The 18,612-nt window shown below is 73.4% G+C and carries 18 protein-coding genes and 1 pseudogene; 10 read left to right on the forward strand and 9 right to left on the reverse strand.

The window, feature by feature from the left end:
* Positions 1–45 precede the first annotated feature (45 nt).
* The 4 genes and pseudogenes from EIW28_RS15505 to EIW28_RS15520 form a co-directional block, all read right to left on the reverse strand.
* On the reverse strand, positions 46–609 hold the full coding sequence (locus tag EIW28_RS15505; RefSeq protein ID WP_125248622.1) for a PadR family transcriptional regulator: 564 nt from the start codon (positions 607–609) through the stop codon (positions 46–48).
* Between the two features lie 191 nt (positions 610–800).
* Positions 801–1,364 (reverse strand): hypothetical protein, encoded by a 564-nt coding sequence (locus EIW28_RS15510; protein WP_125248623.1) that lies wholly within the window; start codon positions 1,362–1,364, stop codon positions 801–803.
* 40 nt (positions 1,365–1,404) lie between these two features.
* A pseudogene (locus EIW28_RS15515) lies at positions 1,405–2,718 on the reverse strand (UDP-N-acetylglucosamine 1-carboxyvinyltransferase); the annotation flags it as partial.
* Between the two features lie 88 nt (positions 2,719–2,806).
* Complete coding sequence (locus tag EIW28_RS15520) at positions 2,807–3,733, reverse strand: LysR family transcriptional regulator (protein ID WP_125248625.1); 927 nt, start codon at positions 3,731–3,733, stop codon at positions 2,807–2,809.
* Positions 3,734–3,864: 131 nt separating this feature from the next.
* Here EIW28_RS15520 and EIW28_RS15525 point away from each other — a divergent pair, with 131 nt between their 5' ends.
* The 6 genes from EIW28_RS15525 to EIW28_RS15550 all read left to right on the forward strand — a co-directional run bounded on the left by EIW28_RS15525 (position 3,865) and on the right by EIW28_RS15550 (position 7,976).
* A complete protein-coding gene (locus EIW28_RS15525; RefSeq protein WP_197717294.1) occupies positions 3,865–4,137 on the forward strand; it encodes a hypothetical protein in 273 nt (90 codons plus the stop codon).
* A gap of 96 nt (positions 4,138–4,233) precedes the next feature.
* Complete coding sequence (locus EIW28_RS24265) at positions 4,234–4,581, forward strand: hypothetical protein (protein ID WP_125248626.1); 348 nt, start codon at positions 4,234–4,236, stop codon at positions 4,579–4,581.
* A gap of 20 nt (positions 4,582–4,601) precedes the next feature.
* Entirely contained in the window at positions 4,602–5,249 is a 648-nt protein-coding gene (locus EIW28_RS15535) for a response regulator (RefSeq protein ID WP_125248627.1), read from the forward strand.
* Between the two features lie 55 nt (positions 5,250–5,304).
* Complete coding sequence (locus EIW28_RS15540; RefSeq protein WP_197717295.1) at positions 5,305–5,919, forward strand: IMPACT family protein; 615 nt, start codon at positions 5,305–5,307, stop codon at positions 5,917–5,919.
* A 10-nt stretch (positions 5,920–5,929) separates the two neighbouring features.
* Entirely contained in the window at positions 5,930–6,889 is a 960-nt protein-coding gene (locus EIW28_RS15545) for a glycoside hydrolase family 43 protein (RefSeq protein ID WP_125248628.1), read from the forward strand.
* A gap of 82 nt (positions 6,890–6,971) precedes the next feature.
* The gene (locus EIW28_RS15550) at positions 6,972–7,976 is read left to right on the forward strand and encodes an NAD(P)-dependent alcohol dehydrogenase (protein WP_125248629.1); all 1,005 of its coding nucleotides are present in this window, start codon (positions 6,972–6,974) and stop codon (positions 7,974–7,976) included.
* Here the strand turns inward: EIW28_RS15550 and arfB are convergent.
* From arfB to EIW28_RS15565, 3 genes are read right to left on the reverse strand one after another with little or no spacing between them, the layout of a single operon-like run.
* On the reverse strand, positions 7,973–8,392 hold the full coding sequence (gene arfB / locus EIW28_RS15555) for an alternative ribosome rescue aminoacyl-tRNA hydrolase ArfB (protein WP_125248630.1): 420 nt from the start codon (positions 8,390–8,392) through the stop codon (positions 7,973–7,975). The two genes, EIW28_RS15550 and arfB, sit on opposite strands and share 4 nt — an antisense overlap.
* Positions 8,393–8,446: 54 nt before the next feature.
* Positions 8,447–10,948 (reverse strand): DEAD/DEAH box helicase, encoded by a 2,502-nt coding sequence (locus tag EIW28_RS15560; RefSeq protein ID WP_125248631.1) that lies wholly within the window; start codon positions 10,946–10,948, stop codon positions 8,447–8,449.
* Positions 10,949–10,984: 36 nt separating this feature from the next.
* Positions 10,985–11,785 (reverse strand): exodeoxyribonuclease III, encoded by an 801-nt coding sequence (locus tag EIW28_RS15565; protein WP_125248632.1) that lies wholly within the window; start codon positions 11,783–11,785, stop codon positions 10,985–10,987.
* Positions 11,786–11,875: 90 nt separating this feature from the next.
* Here EIW28_RS15565 and EIW28_RS24270 point away from each other — a divergent pair, with 90 nt between their 5' ends.
* The 4 genes from EIW28_RS24270 to EIW28_RS15580 all read left to right on the forward strand — a co-directional run bounded on the left by EIW28_RS24270 (position 11,876) and on the right by EIW28_RS15580 (position 16,604).
* Entirely contained in the window at positions 11,876–14,149 is a 2,274-nt protein-coding gene (locus tag EIW28_RS24270; protein WP_158630419.1) for a hypothetical protein, read from the forward strand.
* Positions 14,150–14,210: 61 nt separating this feature from the next.
* The gene (locus EIW28_RS15570) at positions 14,211–14,990 is read left to right on the forward strand and encodes an exodeoxyribonuclease III (RefSeq protein WP_125248633.1); all 780 of its coding nucleotides are present in this window, start codon (positions 14,211–14,213) and stop codon (positions 14,988–14,990) included.
* 71 nt (positions 14,991–15,061) lie between these two features.
* Positions 15,062–16,024 (forward strand): coiled-coil domain-containing protein, encoded by a 963-nt coding sequence (locus EIW28_RS15575; protein WP_125248634.1) that lies wholly within the window; start codon positions 15,062–15,064, stop codon positions 16,022–16,024.
* Positions 16,025–16,160: 136 nt separating this feature from the next.
* The gene (locus EIW28_RS15580) at positions 16,161–16,604 is read left to right on the forward strand and encodes a hypothetical protein (protein ID WP_125248635.1); all 444 of its coding nucleotides are present in this window, start codon (positions 16,161–16,163) and stop codon (positions 16,602–16,604) included.
* Between the two features lie 10 nt (positions 16,605–16,614).
* Here EIW28_RS15580 and EIW28_RS15585 read toward each other — a convergent pair whose 3' ends face one another.
* Together EIW28_RS15585 and EIW28_RS15590 are read right to left on the reverse strand one after the other, a co-directional pair.
* Positions 16,615–17,109: a methylated-DNA--[protein]-cysteine S-methyltransferase gene (locus EIW28_RS15585; protein ID WP_197717297.1), complete on the reverse strand. Its 495-nt coding sequence runs from the start codon at positions 17,107–17,109 to the stop codon at positions 16,615–16,617.
* On the reverse strand, positions 17,106–18,608 hold the full coding sequence (locus EIW28_RS15590; RefSeq protein ID WP_125248636.1) for an AlkA N-terminal domain-containing protein: 1,503 nt from the start codon (positions 18,606–18,608) through the stop codon (positions 17,106–17,108). Before EIW28_RS15590 ends, EIW28_RS15585 begins: the two co-directional genes overlap by 4 nt.
* Positions 18,609–18,612: the final 4 nt, after the last annotated feature.

Raw genomic sequence — 18,612 nt, forward strand, 5'->3', positions numbered from 1 at the left:
CACTTGCATGCATCGATGCATGCAACGATTCCGGCCGGTGGGACGTCAGTCGCCGCCGCGCTGGCGCACCGCGTAGCCGGCCCGCTGGTTGAGCTCGGCGATCTGGCGGTCGAGCCAGTCGATCTCGGTGAGGTTGGTGGAGCGGTGGATCTGCATGAGGCCCTTGCGGAAGGGCGACTCGAGCAGTTCGGGCGGGATGGGGGCACCGGCCGCGTCGAAGAACAGCTGGGCCGGCTGGTCGAGGAACTCGCGGCGGCGGGAGAGCACGAGCGCCTGCTCGCGCGGGTTCTCGAGGTGGTGGAGGAACGCGAGGAGCACGTACCACTTGTTGTCGTCGGTGATGAACCCCGGCTCGGGGTCGCGCAGCCACCGCCGGAGCTGGTCGGTGCCGGTCTGCGTGATCTCGAGCATGTGCCGGGGCGCGGCCACCGAGCCGGGCGCGGTGCGCCGGGTGAGGCACTGCGCGTCCTCGAGTTTCTTGATGGTGGGGTACAGCGTGCCGTCCGCGATCGGCCGCACGTGCCCGGCCAGGCTCGCCACGCGGTTCTTCAAGTCGTACCCGTGCAGGGGGAAGTCCCGCAGGAATCCGAGAATCGCCATCTTCAGCATGCGTCCATTATGCCATATATCTAGATATACATCGGCTCCGAGGTTTAAAAACCTCTTGTCAGTCAACGGAAGTGCCCGTCTCGAAGCACGAGCACGGGCTTCGCCCGCGCACTCACCAAAAAGGAAGACCGCCCTCCTTCCCTTGCCTGAACAGGGGAAAGAGGGCGGCCGGCGGTCTCGGTCGAGGGGGATCAGAGGAGGTGGAAGTACCAGAGCGCCAGGTAGGCGGTGCCGCCGAGGAAGGCGATGAGGACGAGCAGGACGAGCCAGCCGGCGGCGGCCTCGAAGACGCCGGGGCGGCCGGAGTCGCCGGTCGCCGCCGCGACGGGCTCCCACACGGCCTCGTCGAGGACGCGCAGGGGCGCGATGGTCTTGGCGGGCGGGTACCAGGCGCGGGCCTGGGCGTCGAGTGCGGTGCGGTTGGCCGGCTGGAGGCGGCCGCGCCGGTTGTAGGAGAACACGGCCACTTCGGACTCGTCGGCCAGGAGCGCGACGTCGGCGGCGACGGGCATGCTCGTGTACAGGCGGCGCCGGCGGTCGGGGGAGCCGGTGCCGACGATCATGGGCACGTCCTCGGCGGTGACCTCGACCCCGGGGGCCTTGACGGCGGCGACGGTGCGGGCCGACTCGACCGCGGCCTCCCACTGGGGGACCGGGAGGTACTCGCCCTCGACCTTGTCGAGGTGCCGCAGGTGCGCCTGGACGAGGCTGAGGAGGGCGTACGTCTGCGGCGGCACATCGGGCGGCATGTTCATGCGTTGAAGTGTCACATACGGCCGCGGGGGCCGCACCTGCTCAGAACGGCTCGATCTCGGCGCCCAGGAGCTGGAGCCGCTCGGCGAGGTGCTCGTAGCCGCGGTTGATGACGTTGACGTGGCGCAGTTCGGAGGTGCCGCGGGCGCGGAGCATCCCCAGCAGGAGCACGACGGCCGGGCGCAGCGCGGGCGGGCAGGTGACCTCGGCGCCGGTCCACGCGACGGGGCCCTCGACCTGGATGCGGTGGGGGTCGACGAGGCGGACGCGGGCGCCGAGCCGGTTGAGCTCGGTGAGGTAGATCGCGCGGTTCTCGTACACCCAGTCGTGGATCATGGTCGAGCCCTCCGCGCAGGAGGCGATGAGCGCGAAGAACGGCAGGTTGTCGATGTTCAGGCCGGGGAAGGGCATCGGGTGGATCTTGTCCATGGGCGCGCGCAGCCGCGAGGCGCCGACGGTGAGGTCGGCGAGGCGGGTGCGGCCGTTCTCGGCGAGGTACTCGGGGCCGCGGGCGTACTCCAGGCCCATCTCCTCGGCGACGGCGAGTTCGATCTCGGTGAACTCGATGGGGACGCGGCGGATCGTGATCTCGGATTCGGTGACGATCGCGGCGGAGATGAGGCTCCACGCCTCGATGGGGTCCTCGGAGGGCGCGTAGTCGACGTCGGCCTCGAGGTCCTCGCGGCCGTGGACGGTGATGGTGGTGGTGCCGGCGCCGTCGATGCGCACGCCCAGGTGCTCCAGGAAGAAGCACAGGTCCTGGACCATGTAGTTGCAGGAGGCGTTGCGGATGACGGTGACGGCGGGGAAGCGGGCGGCGGCCATGATCGCGTTCTCGGTGACGGTGTCGCCGCGCTCGGTCAGCACGATCGTGCCGGGCGGTTCGACGCGGTCCTTGACGGCGGCGCGGTAGGCGCCCCCGGAGGTCTCGACGGCGAGGCCGAAGCGGCGCAGGGCCACCATGTGGGGTTCGACGGTGCGGTCGCCGAGTTCGCAGCCGCCGGCGAAGGGCAGCTCGAACTCGGGGTAGTCGTGCAGGAGCGGGCCGAGGAACATGATGATCGAGCGGGTGCGGCGGGCCGCGTCGGCGTCGATGCGGGTGAGGTCGAGGCGCTCGGGCGGGGTCAGGCGCAGGTCCTGGCCGATCCACTCGTGGTGGACGCCCATGGACGCCAGGACCCGCAGGATGCGGTTGACCTCCTCGATGCGGGCGACGCGGCGCAGGGTCGTGGTGCCGCGGTTGAGCAGGCTCGCGCACAGCAGTGCGACGCAGGCGTTCTTGGAGGTCTTGACGTCGATCGTCCCCGAGAGCAGCGCGCCGCCGGTGACGCGGAGGTGCCTGGGGGCCTCGGGGCCCGCACCGTGGTTCCCGTGATCGGACATGCGGTCAGCGTAACGGAGACGAGTGTCCGAATAGGGGCGTTCGTGTTCGAAGCCGGCCCGCTCAGGCGGCCGGGTTGATGCCCTCGGCGGCGCGGATGCGCTCCTCCAGGAGCGCCATGACCGCGGCTACGGCCGGGCGGCGGGCCCCGCCGCGCAGCGTGACGGCCCGGAAGTGCCGGTAGGGCGTGTACGGGCCGCCGATCGGGACGCGCACCAGGTCGAGGTGGTGGGGCAGGTCCACCAGGCGCGGGACGAGCGCCACGCCCATCCCGTGGTGGACCATGATCGCGATGACCGGCCATTCGCGGGCCTCGCCGGTGACGGTGGGTCGGAATCCGGCGTTGGAGCAGGCGGTGAGCACGTGGCGGCGGTGGATCGATCCGGGCACGCCGAGGATCCACGGTTCGCGTTCGAGGTCGCGCAGGTCGGCCTTGCCGGCCGAGGCCACCCAGTGGCCGGCGGGCACGACGAGGTCGAACGGGTCGTTGAACACCGTCTGGGAGTCGAAGCGGATGTCGTCGGGCGGCGGGTTGTCCGGGGTGGCCTCCACCAGCGCGAGGTCGGCTTCGCCGGCGAAGAGGAGGTCGAAGCTCTCGGTGGCCTCGGCTTCGCGCAGGCGCAGTTGGAGTTTGGGGTGGCGGTCGCGGGCGGTGTCGACGAGGGGGGCGAGGAGGGTGGCGATGGCGGTGGGGAAGCCGCACAGGCGCAGGAGTCCGGAGGGTTCGCCTTCGGTGGCCTGGAGTTCGGCTTCGGCGAGGCGCCACATGGCTTCGATGGCGTCGATGTGGGCGATGAGGATCTGGGCGGCGGAGGAGAGGCGGACGCCGCGGCCGACGGGTTCGAGGAGGGGGACGCCGAGGTCTTTGGAGAGGAGGCGGATCTGCTGGGAGGCGGCGGAGGTGGACATGTGGAGGGCTTTGGCCGCGCCGGAGACGGTGCCGTGGTGGGCGATGGCCCGCAGGACGTGCAGGCGGCGGAGGTCGATCACCGGGTGTCTCCTGTCTGCTCGGCGTGGCTGGCGCTGGGGCGGCTCAGTGAAGCCGCCGCTTCACGATGAGTTTCGCAAACCGTCGTCGCCGAAGTGTTGTAGCCCGGACGAATGGGACCTTAACCTCGATCGTGAGCGTGATCGCCGGTGTCTGGTGCCGGCGGGTGGGCGCTCGCTTCCCGAGCATTTTTCCCTTTCGCGAGGAGGACGCGGTCATGCCCTGCTGCCCGTACTGCGGTTGGCCCGACGACGATCCGGTGGTCACCGTGTCGCGCCACGGCGGCGGTGCGACGGTGTGGACGCGGTGCGTCTGCGGGTCGTTGCAGATGCGCGAGCGGCGGGGGGACGTGCTGGCGGTGTGCGCGCGGAGCAGACCGGGCGGCCGTCCGGCCGCGACCCTGTAGCGCCCTTTTCCGCTTTTTTCTGTTGCTTCTGCTCGCGCCCGTGGTGGGGCGCGGGTTCGTTCCTGCCTGCCTTCGTTCCGTCAAGGGGTCCTTCCAATGCACGACTTCGACATCCGTATCGCGCTCCAGGTGCTCGGCGCGCTGCTGTACATCACGAACTTCCTGCTGCTGCAGACGCACCGGATCCACGCGACGAAGCCGGCGTCGCTGGGGCTGGTGATCTCGGCGTGCTCGATCCTGCTGACGGCGGCGGTGATCGGGCGGGACTGGGGGCTGATCCTGCTGGAGGGGACGTGGCTGGTGATGGTGACGACGACGTTCGTCATCCGCCAGCGCGAGGCGCGTCGGCGGGCGGTGCTGGAGCGTGAGGCGGCGGTGTCGGCGGGGCCGGTTGGGGCGGGGGTGTCGGTGCGGGAGCCGGAACTGGCGGGTGCGGTCGCCTGAGGGGCGGTTAGGCTCTGGGCGTGGTTATCCGAGTGCTCATCGCAGACGATCAGGAGATGGTCCGGGCTGGTTTCCGGGCCATCATCGATTCGCAGCCGGACATGGAGGTGGTGGCGGACGCTCCGGACGGTGTGGTGGCGGTGGCGGAGGCGCGGCGGTTGAAGCCGGATGTGTGCCTGTTCGACATCCGGATGCCGCGGTTGGACGGTCTGGAGGCGACGCGGACGCTGTTGGCGGGGTCGAACGGGTCGGGGCCGCGGGTGGTGGTGGTGACGACGTTCGACACGGACGAGTACGTGTACGGGGCGTTGCGGTCGGGTGCGACGGGGTTCTTGTTGAAGGATTCGGGTCCGACGTTGTTGATCGAGGCGGTGCGGGCGGCGGCGAGTGGGGAGTCGCTGGTGTCGCCGTCGGTGACGGTGCGGTTGCTGGAGCGGTTGAGCGAGCCGGTGAAGGATGGTCCGGCGGCGGTGCGGGTGTTGACCGAGCGTGAGTTGGACGTGGTGGAGCTGGTGGCGCGGGGGCGGACGAATGCGGAGATCGCGGGGGAGTTGTTCGTGTCGGTGTCGACGGTGAAGACGCATCTGGAGGCGGTGCGGGCGAAGTTGTCGGCGCGGAATCGGGTGGAGATCGCGGCGTGGGCGTGGGAGCACGGCGTCGTGGGTTGATCGTCGTGGTGTGCGGCGTTGCGGGTTGTGGCGCTGTGGTGTGAGGCGGGGTGGCGTGGTGCGTGGTCTGGCGGTGTCGTCGTGGACGTCGGAGTCGGTGGTGTCGCGGTCGCGGTTCGTGTGTTCGCTGTACCGGGTGGGTGCGGAGGCGGAGGTGCGGGAGCGGATCGGGGCGCATCGGCGGGAGTGGTGGGGGGCGTCGCATCACTGCACGGCGTATGTGCTGGACGGGGGTCGGGTGGCGCGGTCGAGTGATGACGGGGAGCCGGCGGGGACGGCGGGCGGGCCGATGCTGGAGGTGCTGCGGGGGCGCGGGTTGACGGAGGTGCTGGCGGTGGTGTCGCGGTACTTCGGCGGGGTGAAGCTGGGGGCCGGGGGTCTGGTGCGGGCGTACGGGGGTGCGGTGTCGGCTGCGGTGGCGGAGGCGGGGACGGTGGAGTTGGCGGTGTGGCCGCGGTTGCTGGTGCGGGTGGACTACGGGACGGCGGGGAGTCTGGAGGGGCTGCTGCGGTTGCGGGAGGACGTGCGGTTGGGGGAGGTGTCGTTCGGGGAGGTGGTGACGTTCGATCTGGCGTGTGCGGATGCGGAGTTGCTGGCGGCGTGGGTGGCGGGGCAGTCGGGTGGGGCGGCGGAGGTGGAGCCGGCGGGGTCGGTGCGGGTGGAGTTGTAGGATTCGCCCCATGACTGATTACAACGTTGTATATCCGAGTCCGTTCATTCGCGAGCGCGCCGATCCGCAGATCCTGCGCCACGGCGGCCGCTACTACTTCACGGGGACCGTCCCGGCCTACGACCGGATCGTGCTGCGGAGCGCCGACACGCTCGCGGGCCTGCGCGACGCGCCGGAGGCCACCATCTGGGTCAGGCACCCCGAGGGCGCGATGGGCTCGCACATCTGGGCGCCGGAGCTGCACCGGGTCGGGGACGGCTGGTACGTGTACTTCGCGGCGGGGGAGGCCGACACCGCGACCGGGGACGTGTGGCGGATCCGCATGTACGTCCTGGAGCACCTGGGCGACGACCCGGTGTCGGGGGAGTGGACCGAGAAGGGGCAGATCGCGACGCCGATCGACTCGTTCTCGCTGGACGCGACGACGTTCGCGCACGGCGGCCGGCAGTACCTGTGCTGGGCGCAGCACGACCCGGGCCTGGCCGGGTCGAACACGAGCCTGTTCCTGGCTCAGCTGGCGGACCCGTGGACGATCGCGGGCGAGCCGGTGGAGCTGTCGCGGCCGGAGCTGCCGTGGGAGACGGTCCGGTTCGCGGTGAACGAGGGCCCGTCCGCGCTGGTGCGCAACGGGAAGGTGTTCATCGCCTACTCCGCGTCGGGCACGGGCGCGGAGTACTGCGTGGGCCTGCTGTGGGCCGATGCGGACGCGGACCTGCTCGACGCCGCCTCGTGGTCGAAGCGGCCGGAGCCGGTGTTCGCCACGAGTGCGGCGAATGGGATCTTCGGGCCGGGCCACAACGCGTTCACCGTCGACGAGGCCGGGCGGGACCTGCTGGTGTTCCACGCCCGCTCGTACGAGGAGATCGCGGGCGACCCGCTGGACAACCCGGACCGGCACTGCCGGGTGCAGCCGTTCGGGTGGGACGGGGACGGCTTCCCGGTCTTCGGTGCGCCCCTGCCGGAATCGTGACGGGCTTCGGCCGGTCGGCCGAGGCGGGCGGGCGCGGCCGGCGCCTACGGTGGGGACTCCACCCCTTTCCCAAGGAGGCGTCATGAAAGCCGTCGTCCAGGACCGGTTCGGGCCGCCCGAGCAGGTCCTCCGCGTCACCGAGACCGACCGGCCCGCACCGGGGCCCGGCGAGGTCCTGGTCCGGTTGCGGGCCACGACCGTGAACACGCCGGACTGGATCGCCGTCGCCGGCGTCCCGTACGTGCTGCGGGCCTCGGCGCGCGCGAAGGGCGCGATCCGCGGGACCGACATCGCCGGGACCGTCGCGGCCCTCGGCGAGGGCGTCACCGCCTTCACCGAGGGCGAGGCGGTGTTCGGCACCAAGTGGGGCGCCGGGTTCACCCGGGCCGGGACGTTCGCCGAGTACACCGTCACCGCCGCCGACCAGCTCCTGCCCAAGCCCGCGGGCCTGTCGTTCACGGACGCGGCCTGCGCGGTCATGTCCGGGCTCACCGCCCGCGCCGCGGTCGCCGCCGCGCAGGCCGGGCCGGGCACGCGGCTGCTGGTCAACGGCGCCTCCGGGGGCGTGGGCACGTTCGCCGTCCAGATCGCCAAGCACCGCGGCGCCCACGTCACCGCGGTGTGCGGGCCCGCGAACCTCGACCTCGTGCGCGGCCTCGGCGCCGACGCGGCCCTCGACTACACGGCCGCGGACTTCACCGCCGGCGCCGAACGCTACGACGCGATCCTCGACAACGTCCTCAACCACCGGCCCCGGCGCGTCCTGCGGGCCCTGGCCCCCGGCGGCGTGTACCTGCCCAACAGCGTCGGCAACACCGGCGGCCTCCTCGCGGGCCTGGCGAAGATGGGCGCCGCGTCCCTCCTGGGCGCCCTGGGCCGGGCCCGGGTCGCGACCGTCGACGGGAACTTCACCCCCGAGCGCCTCGCCGAGGTCGCCGGCCTCATCACCTCCGGGGCCGTCACCCCCGTGATCGACCGCGTCTACCCGCTCGCCGAGACGCCGGCGGCGGTCGCGCGCATGTACTCCCACCGCGCCCGCGGCAACCTCGTCATCACCATGGACGACGACGAGGCCGCCCCGCGCTAGTCGCCGGTGTCGCGGCGCAGGCGCTTGACCTCGCCGCGGCGCTTCTTGTCCTCCAGGCGCCGCCGCTTCTGCCCCTTGGAGGGCTTGGTGGCCTTGCGGGCGGGCGGGGGCGCGGCGATCGCACGGCGCAGCAGGTCGCCGAGGCGCTCGGCCGCGGCCTCGCGGTTGCGCAGCTGGGAGCGGAACTCCGAGGCCGCGATCACGATCGTGCCCTCGACCAGCCGCGACTGGAGGCGCGCGAGGGCCCGCTCGCGGAGCACGGGCGGGAACACGGCCGTCCCCGCGAGGTCGAACACCAGCTCCACCCGCGAGTCGGTCGTGTTCACGCCCTGCCCGCCCGGCCCCGAGGAGCGCGAGAAGCGCCAGCGCAGCTCGGCGTCGGGGATCGCGTACTTGTCGGTGACGGTGACGGGCATCGGCGCGCGCTTTCAAGAGTCGAGGCGGGGGCCGGCCCCCGCCTGCTGGTCGGTTCAGGTCCGGTCGGAGAAGTCCTGGACGGCCATGGCGACCGTGCCGTGCTCGTCGGAGGCGTCCAGGTCCACGGTGAAGACCATCGCCCAGTCGCGGTCGCCGGCCGGGTCGTCGATCACCTGCCGCACCGTCCACACCCGCCCGGTCTTGGCGATGTCGAGGAACTCCCCGCCCCGGGCCGCGCCGGTGGTGCCGATGTCGTCGTGGGCCGCGAAGTACGCCTCCAGGGCCGCGTCCCACTTCCCGGTCGGCCAGCCCGACTCCAGGGCCGCGAGCGCCTCGGGCCGGTCGGCGGCGGCGAGTTCGACGTGGCGGAACGCGGCGTTGCGGACCGCGATCGTGAACGCCCGCTCGTTGTCGGTGAACGCCCGCGCCGGCCGGCCCGTGTCGAGGTCCCCCTCGTCCTCGGCCGGGTTCGTCAGCTGCTCCCACTCGTTGATCAGCGACGAGTCGGTCTGGCGGATCGTCTCGCCCAGCCACGCGGTCAGGTCGTCGAGCTCGGCGCCGCCGGTGTCCTCGGGCAGGGTCTGCACCAGGGCCTTGTACGCGCTGGAGAGGTAGCGCAGCAGCAGGCCCTCGGCGCGCGGGAGCCCGTACAGGCCGATGTACTCGCCGAAGCTCATCCGCCCCTCCCAGATCTCGCGCAGGATCGACTTCGGCTCCAGCTGGTAGTCCGCCGCCCACGGGTGGCTGGTCCGGTACGCCCCGAACGCCTCCTCCAGGAGGTCGGCGAGCGGCTTGGGGTAGTCGACCTCGGTGTCCTCGAGCTGGTTCATGCGGTCGTAGTAGTCCAGGCCCTCGGCCTTCATGGCGTCGATCGCCTCGCCCTTGGCCTTGTTGCGCTGCGCGGCCAGGATCTGCCCCGGGCCCTCCAGGGTCGCCTCCACCACCGAGACGACGTCCATCGCGTACTCGTCCGAGGCCGGGTCCAGCAGCTCCAGGGCCGCCAGCGCGAACGGGGCCAGGGGCTGGTTGAGCGCGAAGTGGTCGGGCAGGTCGACGGTGAGCTTGACGCGGCCGCCGTCGATGACGATGATCCCGGCGTCGCGGAGGGTGCGGGCGATGGTGAGGGCGGTGCGGGCCATCTTCAACTGGGTGGCGCGGTCGGCGTGGGAGTCCTCGATGAGGGTGCGCACGTGCGCGAACGTGTCGCCGCCGCGGCCCAGGAGGTTGATGAGCATCGCGTGCGTCATGCGCATGCGCGAGGTCAGCGGTTCGGGCGGGGCCTCGGACAGGCCCAGGAACGTCTCCTCGGACCAGCCGACGAAGCCCTCGGGGGGCTTCTTCTTCGCCATCTTCTTGCGCTTCTTGGGGTCGAGGCCGAACTTGGCCTGGGCCTTCTCGTTCTCGATGACGTGCTCGGGCGCCTGGCAGACCACGAAGCCCTCGGTGTCGAAGCCGGCGCGGCCGGCGCGGCCGGCGATCTGGTGGAACTCGCGGGCGCGCAGGCGGCGGGTGCGGCGCCCGTCGTACTTCGTCAATCCGGTGAAGACGACGGTGCGGATGGGGACGTTGATGCCGACGCCGAGGGTGTCGGTGCCGCAGATGATCGTGAGCAGGCCCTGCTGGGCGAGGCGCTCGACCAGGCGCCGGTACTTGGGGAGCATGCCGGCGTGGTGGACGCCGATGCCCGAGCGCACGAGCCGGGCGAGGGTCTGCCCGAACTTGGTGGTGAACCGGAACCCGCCCAGGGCGGCCGCGATCGCGGCCTTCCGGTCCTTGTCGACCAGGGGCAGGCTCGCCAGCGCCTGCGCGGTCTCCAGGGCCGCGGCCTGCGTGAAGTGCACGATGTAGGCGGGGGCCTGCCCGGACTTGACGAGGATCTCGACGGTCTCGTGGAGGGGGGTCTTGCGGTACTCGTAGTGGAGGGGGACGGGCCGGTTCGCGGAGGCGACGAGGGCGGTCTCGCGGCCGGTGCGGCGGGTGAGATCCTGCTCGAAGAACGCGGTGTCGCCGAGGGTGGCGGACATGAGGGTGAACTGGGCGCGGTGCAGCTCCAGGAGCGGGACCTGCCAGGCCCAGCCGCGGTCGGGTTCGGCGTAGAAGTGGAACTCGTCGGCCACGACCGAGTCGCAGTCCAGGGCCGCGCCCTCGCGCAGGGCGAGGTTGGCGAGGATCTCGGCGGTGCAGCAGATCAGGGGCGCGTCGGGGTTGACGGCGGCGTCGCCGGTGAGCATGCCCACGTTCTCGTGCCCGAACTGGTCGCACAGTTCGAAGAACTTCTCGGACACGAGCGCTTTGATCGGCGCGGTGTAGAACGAGGTGCGCTGGTTGGCGAGGGCGTTGAAGTGGGCGGCGGCGCCGATGAGCGACTTCCCCGACCCGGTGGGGGTGGCGACGATGACGTTCTGGCCGGTGCAGATCGCCAGGAGCGCCTCCTCCTGGTGCTCGTAGAGGACGATCCCGGTGTCCTCGGCCCATTGGGCGAACGCGGCGTAGACGTCGTCGGGCTCGGGCCGGTCGGTGCCGGGCAGGTAGTCGATGAGGCTCACGTGTACCAATGGTGCCCGCTCGGTGCGGGCGGGCGCGACAGGGGGCTAGTGGTCGTAGGTGACCAGGACCGGGGCGTGGTCGGACCAGCGCTGGTCGTGGGCGGGGGCGCGGTCGACCCACGCCTTGGCGGCCTTGGCGGCCAGGCCGGGGGTGGCCACGTGCAGGTCGATGCGCCAGCCGGTGTCGTTGTCGAAGGCGCGGCCCCGGTAGGACCACCACGAGTAGGGGCCCTCGACGCCGGGGTGGAGGGCGCGGACGACGTCGACGAAGCCGCGCGGCCCGTACAGGTCGCTCAGCCAGGCCCGCTCCTGGGGCAGGAACCCGGCGGTCTTCTTGTTGCCCCGCCAGTTCTTCAGGTCGGCCTCGGCGTGGGCGATGTTCCAGTCCCCGCACACCAGCAGCTCCCGGCCCGCGGCCTGCGCCTTCGCGGCGGCGGCGGTCAGGTAGTCGGCGAAGGCGGCCATGAACCGCTCCTTCTCCTCCTGGCGGGGCGTCTCGGCCTCCCCGGAGGGCAGGTACAGGGACGCGACCGTCAGCCCGGGCAGGTCGGCCTCGGCGTAGCGGCCGGCGCCGTCGAACTCGGCCGACCCGAACCCGATGCGCGTGGCCTCGGGGACCTGGCGGGTGAGGACCGCCACGCCCGCGCGGCCCTTGGCCGTCAGCGAGGGCGCCAGCAGCCAGTGCCAGCCGCCCGCGGCGGCCACGTCGGCGGGCACCTGGCCGTCGTCGGCGCGGACCTCCTGGAGCAGCACCACGTCCGCTTCGACGTTCGCGAGCCATTCGACCAGGCCCTTCTTGGCGGCGGCCCGGACTCCGTTGACATTGGCGGTGGCGATGGTGCGCATGCGCCCACCCTAACGCGCCCGGCCGACACCGCCGGGGCGCGCCGCGCCTCGCGGCCGGAACGGACGCGAGGACCCCATAGACTACGGGGCATGACACAGGTGGCGGGCCGCGGACGAGCGCCCTGGGGCAGTTCATGGGTGCGCTGGGCCCTCGCCGGCCTGGCCGCCGCGGCCGCGGCGCTGGCCCTCCCGCAGCCCGCCGCCGCCGAGGGCCCCGAGGCCGCCGGCGTCGTCATCGTCGGCATCCCCGGCCTGTCCTGGGCCGACATCGACGAGGGCGCGACCCCGAACCTGTGGGCGCTGGCCGACGAGGGCGCCTCGGCGGCCATGAGCGTGCGCACCCTCGGCTCCTGGACGTGCCCCGAGGCCGGGTGGGTGAGCCTGGGCGCCGGCGAGCGCGCCGGCGGCGTCGCCGCCCGCGACGCCCAGTGCTCGGCCCAGTCCGCGCTCGAGGCGCCCGCCGACACCGGATCGGGCTGGACCGTGGAGGGCTGGGACGCGTTCATCGAGGCGAACAGCGCCTTCAACTACGGGGCCCGCCTCGGGTCCCTCGCCGACGCGCTCGCCGAGGCCGCCCAAGCGCAGCAGGAGGCCGCCGCCGCCGCGGCAGCGGACGGCGAGCCGGCCCCCGAACCGAACCCGGGGTCGTGCGTGGCCGGCATCGGCGACGGCGCCGCGCTCGCCGCCGCCGACACCGAGGGCCGCATCGCCTACTGGGCGCCGGGCCTGGACGCCCTGCCCGAGGCCATGGCCGCGTGCGACGTCGTCATCGTCGACCCCGGCGTCGTCGTCGGCGACGCCGACGACCGCGCCCCCGACACCACCACCGACTACGACCAGCTCGGCGAGGACGACACCGAGGTCGGCACCGACGCGACCAGTCCCGTGGAGGACGCCGGGGCGATCACCCCCGACGCCGACCCCGTCCGCGAGGCGGCGGCCCGGGCCGCCGACGCCGCCGTCGGGCAGGTCCGCGAGGCCCTGCCCGAGGACTGGCGGCTCATCGTCGCCGGCGTCGCCGACGCCGCCGCCCCCTCCTCCCTGCACCCCGTCCTCTACACCGGGCCCGGCATCGCCCCCGGCGAGCTCACCTCCTCGACCACCGGCCGCGACGGGTACGTGCAGCTGACCGACCTGACCGCGACCGCGCTCGCGGTCGTCGGCGCCGACATCCCCGCCGCCGTCGCCGGGTCCCCGGTCGCCGTCCGGCCCGACCCCGGCCACACCGCCGCCGCGGCCGTCGCCCGCGGCGTCGATGAGACCGCCGCGTCGGCCGCGAACGCCGCCGTGTCCCCGAACTTCTACTGGACGCTGTCGTTCACCGGCGTCGCCGTCATGCTCGCCGCCGCCTACTACCTCACCGGGCCCGACCGGCTGCGGCGCACCGTCCGCACCCTCCTCATCGCGTTCTCCACCGTCCCGGTCGCCGGCCTCGCCGCCGGCATCCCCCCGTGGTGGCGCACCGACCACCCCAAGCTCGCGTTCTGGGGCCTCATCGTCGCCGGCGCCGCGATCCTGACCGCCGCCGTGTCCCTGCCGTGGACGCGCCGCGGCGCCCGCCCCGTCCTCATCGTCGCCGGCGCCTGCGCCGCCCTCATCGCCGTCGACCAGATCTCCGGCGCCACCTGGCCCCTGCACACCCCCATGGGCTACACCGCGCAGGCCGGGGCCCGCTTCACCGGCCTGGGCAACTACGCGTTCTCGGTGTTCGCCGCCGCGATCATCCTCCTGGTGTGCTTCATCCCCTGGCGGGGCCGCACCCGCGTCTGGGGGCCCCTCGCGATCGGGGCGTGCGCGGTCGTCATCGTCGGCGCCCCCATGCTCGGACGCGACATGGGCGGCACCCTCACCCTCGTGGCCGCCGGCATCCTGTGCTGCCTGAAACTGTGGGGCCGGCGCCTGTCCCTGGGCTCCCTCGCGCTCGCCGGCGGCCTCGCGTTCACCGTGTTCGCCGTCGGCGGCGTCCTCGACTACCTGCGGCCCGAAGAGGACCAGACCCACCTGGGCCGGTTCGTCGGCTCCGTCCTCGACGGCTCCGCGCAGCTCATCCTCATCCGCAAGGCCCGCGCCGCCCTCGGCACCGTCGACGAGTCCATGGCGTTCATCTCCTTCGCCGCGCTCGTGGCCGCCGTCATCGTCTGGCGGCGCCGCGCCCCCATCCGCACCACCCCCGTCGCCGCCGCGGTCACCGGCCTGACCACCGTCGCCGTCATCGGCGGCCTCGTCAACGACTCCGGCATGGCCATCCCCGGGTTCACCGCCGCCCTCGCGTTCGGGCTCCTCGCCGTCGCCGTCGGCCCCCGCCGCGACCAGCCCGCCCCCGCCCCAGCGCCGCCGGCGACCCGCGCCCCGGCCGCGACCTGACCGACACCCGCGCACCCCCGGTCCGCCCGGTCACGCACCGCAGCCGGGTAGGGTGAGGCGCATGCGCGTGGCCACCTGGAACATCAACTCGCTCAAAGCCCGCCTCGACCGGGTCCTCGCCTGGCTCGACGCGGCCGCCCCCGACGTCGTGTGCCTCCAGGAACTCAAGTGCGCGACCGCCGACGTCCCCGTCGACGCGTTCACCGCCGCCGGCTACGAGACCGCCGCCTGGGGCGGCGGCCGCTGGAACGGCGTCGCCATCCTCTCGTGCGTCGGCCTCGCCGACGTCCGCCAGGGCCTCGCCGGCCAGCCCGACTTCGCCGGCGAGACCGAAGCGCGCGCCCTCACCGCCACGTGCGGGCCCGTCCGCGTCCAGGCCCTCTACGTCCCCAACGGCCGCGACGTCGCCGACCCGCACTTCCAGTACAAGCTCGCGTTCCTGCGCGCCCTGGCCGCCGACGCCGCCGCCGACGCCGCCGGGCCCCTCCCCTTCGCCGCCATGGGCGACTACAACATCTGCCCCACCGACGACGACATCTGGTCGGTCGAGGAATGGGGCGGCACCACCCACATCACCACCGACGAACGCGACGCGCTCGCCGCCGTCACCGCCGCCGGCCTCGCCGACGTCCACCCCCGCCCCCTCAAATACGACCAGCCGTTCACGTTCTGGGACTACCGCAACCTCGACTTCCCCAAGAACCGCGGCCTGCGCATCGACCTCGCCCTCGCCAACCCGGCGTTCGCGAGCGCCGTCACCGACGCCTACGTCGACCGCAACGAACGCAAAGGCAAAGGCGCCTCCGACCACGCCCCCCTCGTGATCGACCTCGACCTGTGACACCCGCCGCGCGGCCACCCCGAACCCAGGCCCGGCCGCGCCCGATCCGCCGGAAGGGCTGACCTCCACCCGTGCGCCACAAGATCCTCTCCGCGCTCCTGCTCGTCGCGCTCCTCGCACTCGTGCCCGCCCCCGCCGCGGCCGAACCCGACGAGGAGACCCTCGAAGCCGACCTCGCCGAGGCCATCGCCGCCGTCAACGACGCGCAGGCCGCTGTCGACGAGGCGAACGCCCGCGCCGCCGAGCTCGAGACGCAAATCGCCGACACCCAGGCCCGCTTCGACGAGCTCCAGGTCGACCTCGACGAGTACGCCCTCTACCTCCACACCGAAGGCGACCTCCAGCAGACGAACGCGATCCTCTCCTCCGAGGACACCCAGGACCTCATCGACGCGATGACGTTCACCGGGTTCCTCGGGAACGAGCGCGCCGCCCTCCTCGCCGACGCCGGCGCCCTCCTCGAGCAGCTCCGGGCCGAGCAGGCCGCCCACGCCGACACCCTCGACGAGGCCGAGCAGGCCCTCGAGGACGCCGAGCAGGCCCAGACCGACCTCGAGGAGCAGCTCGAGGAACTCCGTGCCGAGGAGGCCTCCGGGCCCGGCTCCGACGGCGGCGCCCCCGCCGCCGAAGGCTACGGCGGCGACGGCGGCGGCTGCACCGAGGACGACCCCACCACCTCCGGGTGCCTCACCCCCCGCACCCTCCACATGTACAACGAGACCATCGAGGCCGGCTTCGACCACTACGTCTCCTGCTACCGCTCCGGCGGCTCCGGCGAGCACCCCCTCGGGCGCGCCTGCGACTGGGCCGCCGACGAGTCCGGGTTCCAGAACGCCGACGCCGAAGGCTCCGACAAGGAGTACGGCGACCAGCTCGCCGCCTGGTACGTCAACAACGCCGACGCCCTCGGCGTCGAGTACGTCATCTGGTACCGCCAGTTCTGGTCGGCCGGCTCGGGCTGGCGCTCCTACTCCGGCGCCGGCGGCGACCCCGCCTCCGACCACACCAACCACGTCCACGTCTCCATGCAGTGACGGGCCCCGCGATGACCGACCGCGCCCGCGACTACCTCGCCGCCGCCGACACCGCCCCCGCCGTCATCAGCGGCCTGTGACACCCGCGCCCGGTATATGAGGCGCACACGCGCCGGCACCGGGTAGGGTCGCCGCCATGGTCTCCCCGCCGACACCGACCGGGCGCCGCGCCCTGGCCGCCGCCGCCTGGCTCGCGGTGGTCCTGGCCGGGCTCCTGGGCGCGGTGTGGGCCGTCGCGTGGGCGCTCGAAGGCGGCCCCGCGCCCTCGCCGGCCGCGGTCGAGGAGGCCGTCCACCTCGACCTGCCCGAGGGCACCGACGTCATCGACGCCGACCTCACCCAGGCGCAGCCGCCCGCGCCCGGCGGCCGCGCCGAGGCCACCGTCTCGGTGCCCGCCGACGCGTTCGGGGAGTTCATCGACGCCAACGGCATGGACGCCCCGCTCATCGCCGGCGCCACCCCGGCCGGGACCGCCTCGGGCGTCATCCCGGCCGGGTGCACCGACGAGGTCTGCTACTCGGCGACGATCGTCGTCACCGGCGACCGCGTCGAGGTGACCCTCACCGTCACCCTCCTCTAGGGCCCCTCCGCTATGCGAACAGGGCCGGCGCGCCCCGCTCCAGGCCCAGCAGCCACTCCTTGCGCCACAGGCCCCCCGCGTACCCGGTCAGCTTCCCGTTCGAGCCGATCACCCGGTGGCAGGGGACGACGATCGCGATCGGGTTGCGCCCGTTCGCCAGCCCCACCGCCCGCACCGCCTTCGGATCCCCCAGGCGCTGCGCCACGTCCAGGTAGGACCACGTCTCGCCGTAGGGGATGCGGACCAGCTCGGCCCACACCCGGTGCTGGAAGCCCGTGCCGGCCGCCGCCAACGGCAGGTCGAACTCCTTCAGGTCGCCGTCGAAGTACGCCTCCAGCTGCTCCCGGGCCGCGGCCAGGACCGGCGTGTCCCCCTCGGGGCCCCACGCGTCCTTCATCTCCTCGACGCCCATGTGGACGCACGTCAGCCCCTCCTCGACCGCCGAGACGGCCATCAGCCCCAGCGGGGACTCGAACTTCACATGCCTCGCATCGGTGCGCATCATGCGCTCGCCTTCTCTCGCTGCTCGTCTTCGGGTATCCGGTTCGTCGGGTGCTCGCTGCCGGCCCACAGGTACTGGACCGCGTACGCCCGCCACGGCCGCCACGCCTGCGACCTCGCCTCCAGGGCCCGCCCCGACCCGAGGCCGAGCGCCGCGGCGCCCTTGACCACGCCCAGGTCCTTGACCGGGAACGCGTCCGGGTCGCCCAGGGCCCGCATCGCGACCATCTCCACCGTCCACGGCCCCACGCCCGGGACCGCGGCCAGCTGCGCGCGGGCCGCGGCCCAGTCCGCGCCCGGCCCCAGCTCGACCCGGCCCGCCGCCAGCGCGGCCGCGAGCGCGGCCACGGTCCGCTTGCGCGAGGCCGGCATCGGCAGGTGCGCGGGGTCGGCGCCGGCGAGGGCGGCCGGTTCGGGGAACAGGCGGGTGAGGCCGCCCTCGGGGTCCTCGACCGGCTCGCCGTACCGGTCGGCGAGGCGGGCGGCGATCGTCGCGGCCGACGCGGTGGAGACCTGCTGGCCGATGACGGCGCGGATCGCGTACTCGTCGGCGTCGGCCTTGCGGGGGACGCGCCGGCCGGGGGTCTTGGCGACCAGGGGCGCGAGCACGGGGTCGCCGGCGAGGGCCTCGGCGGGGGCGTGGGGGTCGGCGTCGAGGTCGAGCATGCGCCGGCAGCGGGCGACGGCGGCGGTGACGTCGCGCAGGTCGGCGACGCGCAGGCGCGCCTCGACGTACCCGGGGCCGGGCCGCAGGGCCGCGATGCCAGGGCCGCCGGGCAGGCGCAGGGTGCGCCGATAGGCGCCCTCGCGCCACTCCTCGACGCCGGGGGCGGCCGCGGCGGCGAGGTGCCCGAACAGGTTCGAGGGCTCGAACGGCTCCCGGTAGGCCAGGCGGAGGGTGATCGCCCCGCCCCCGGCCGGGCGCGTCCTCGTCTTGGCGCGCAGTTCGGTGGGGGAGCAGGCGAAGACGTCGGCGACGACGCGGTTGAACGCGCGGATGGAGGCGAACCCGGCGGCGAACGCGACCTGGCCCATGGGCAGGTCGGTGTTCTCGATGAGGGTGCGGGCGACCTGGGCGCGCTGGGCGCGGGCCAGGGCGGCCGGTCCGGCGCCGACTTCGGCGATCAGGAGCCGCTCGAGCTGGCGCAGGGAGTAGCCCAGGCGCCGGGCCAGGCCGGCGGCGCCGTCGCGGTCGACGACGCCTTCGCCGATGAGGCGCATGGCGCGGGCGCACACGTCCGAGCGCCAGTCCCACGCCGGGGAGCCGGGGGAGGCGTCGGGCCGGCAGCGTTTGCAGGCCCGGTACCCGGCCTCCTGGGCCGCGGCCGCGGAGGCGTAGAACCGCTGGTGCTCGCGTTTGGGTTTGACCGCGGGGCACGAGGGCCGGCAGTAGATGCCGGTAGTGGTGACCGCCAGGAACACCCAGCCGTCGAAGCGGGCGTCGCGCCCGGCGACGGCGGCTTGCAGCTGCTCCTCGTTCCCGAGGATCTGTAGATCGGCCATGGGT

The sequence above is a fragment of the Glycomyces terrestris genome (assembly GCF_003933745.1).
Lineage (GTDB): Bacteria > Actinomycetota > Actinomycetes > Mycobacteriales > Micromonosporaceae > Glycomyces > Glycomyces terrestris.

What these genes read in the sequence shown, in the direction of transcription:
- EIW28_RS15505 (WP_125248622.1), bottom strand. Translation starts at nt 609, where the DNA reads ATGCTGAAGATGGCGATTCTCGGATTCCTGCGGGACTTCCCCCTGCAC.
- EIW28_RS15510 (WP_125248623.1), bottom strand. Translation starts at nt 1,364, where the DNA reads ATGAACATGCCGCCCGATGTGCCGCCGCAGACGTACGCCCTCCTCAGC.
- EIW28_RS24265 (WP_125248626.1), top strand. Translation starts at nt 4,234, where the DNA reads ATGCACGACTTCGACATCCGTATCGCGCTCCAGGTGCTCGGCGCGCTG.
- EIW28_RS15545 (WP_125248628.1), top strand. Translation starts at nt 5,930, where the DNA reads ATGACTGATTACAACGTTGTATATCCGAGTCCGTTCATTCGCGAGCGC.
- EIW28_RS15550 (WP_125248629.1), top strand. Translation starts at nt 6,972, where the DNA reads ATGAAAGCCGTCGTCCAGGACCGGTTCGGGCCGCCCGAGCAGGTCCTC.
- arfB (WP_125248630.1), bottom strand. Translation starts at nt 8,392, where the DNA reads ATGCCCGTCACCGTCACCGACAAGTACGCGATCCCCGACGCCGAGCTG.
- EIW28_RS15565 (WP_125248632.1), bottom strand. Translation starts at nt 11,785, where the DNA reads ATGCGCACCATCGCCACCGCCAATGTCAACGGAGTCCGGGCCGCCGCC.
- EIW28_RS24270 (WP_158630419.1), top strand. Translation starts at nt 11,876, where the DNA reads ATGACACAGGTGGCGGGCCGCGGACGAGCGCCCTGGGGCAGTTCATGG.
- EIW28_RS15570 (WP_125248633.1), top strand. Translation starts at nt 14,211, where the DNA reads ATGCGCGTGGCCACCTGGAACATCAACTCGCTCAAAGCCCGCCTCGAC.
- EIW28_RS15580 (WP_125248635.1), top strand. Translation starts at nt 16,161, where the DNA reads ATGGTCTCCCCGCCGACACCGACCGGGCGCCGCGCCCTGGCCGCCGCC.
- EIW28_RS15585 (WP_197717297.1), bottom strand. Translation starts at nt 17,109, where the DNA reads ATGATGCGCACCGATGCGAGGCATGTGAAGTTCGAGTCCCCGCTGGGG.
- EIW28_RS15590 (WP_125248636.1), bottom strand. Translation starts at nt 18,608, where the DNA reads ATGGCCGATCTACAGATCCTCGGGAACGAGGAGCAGCTGCAAGCCGCC.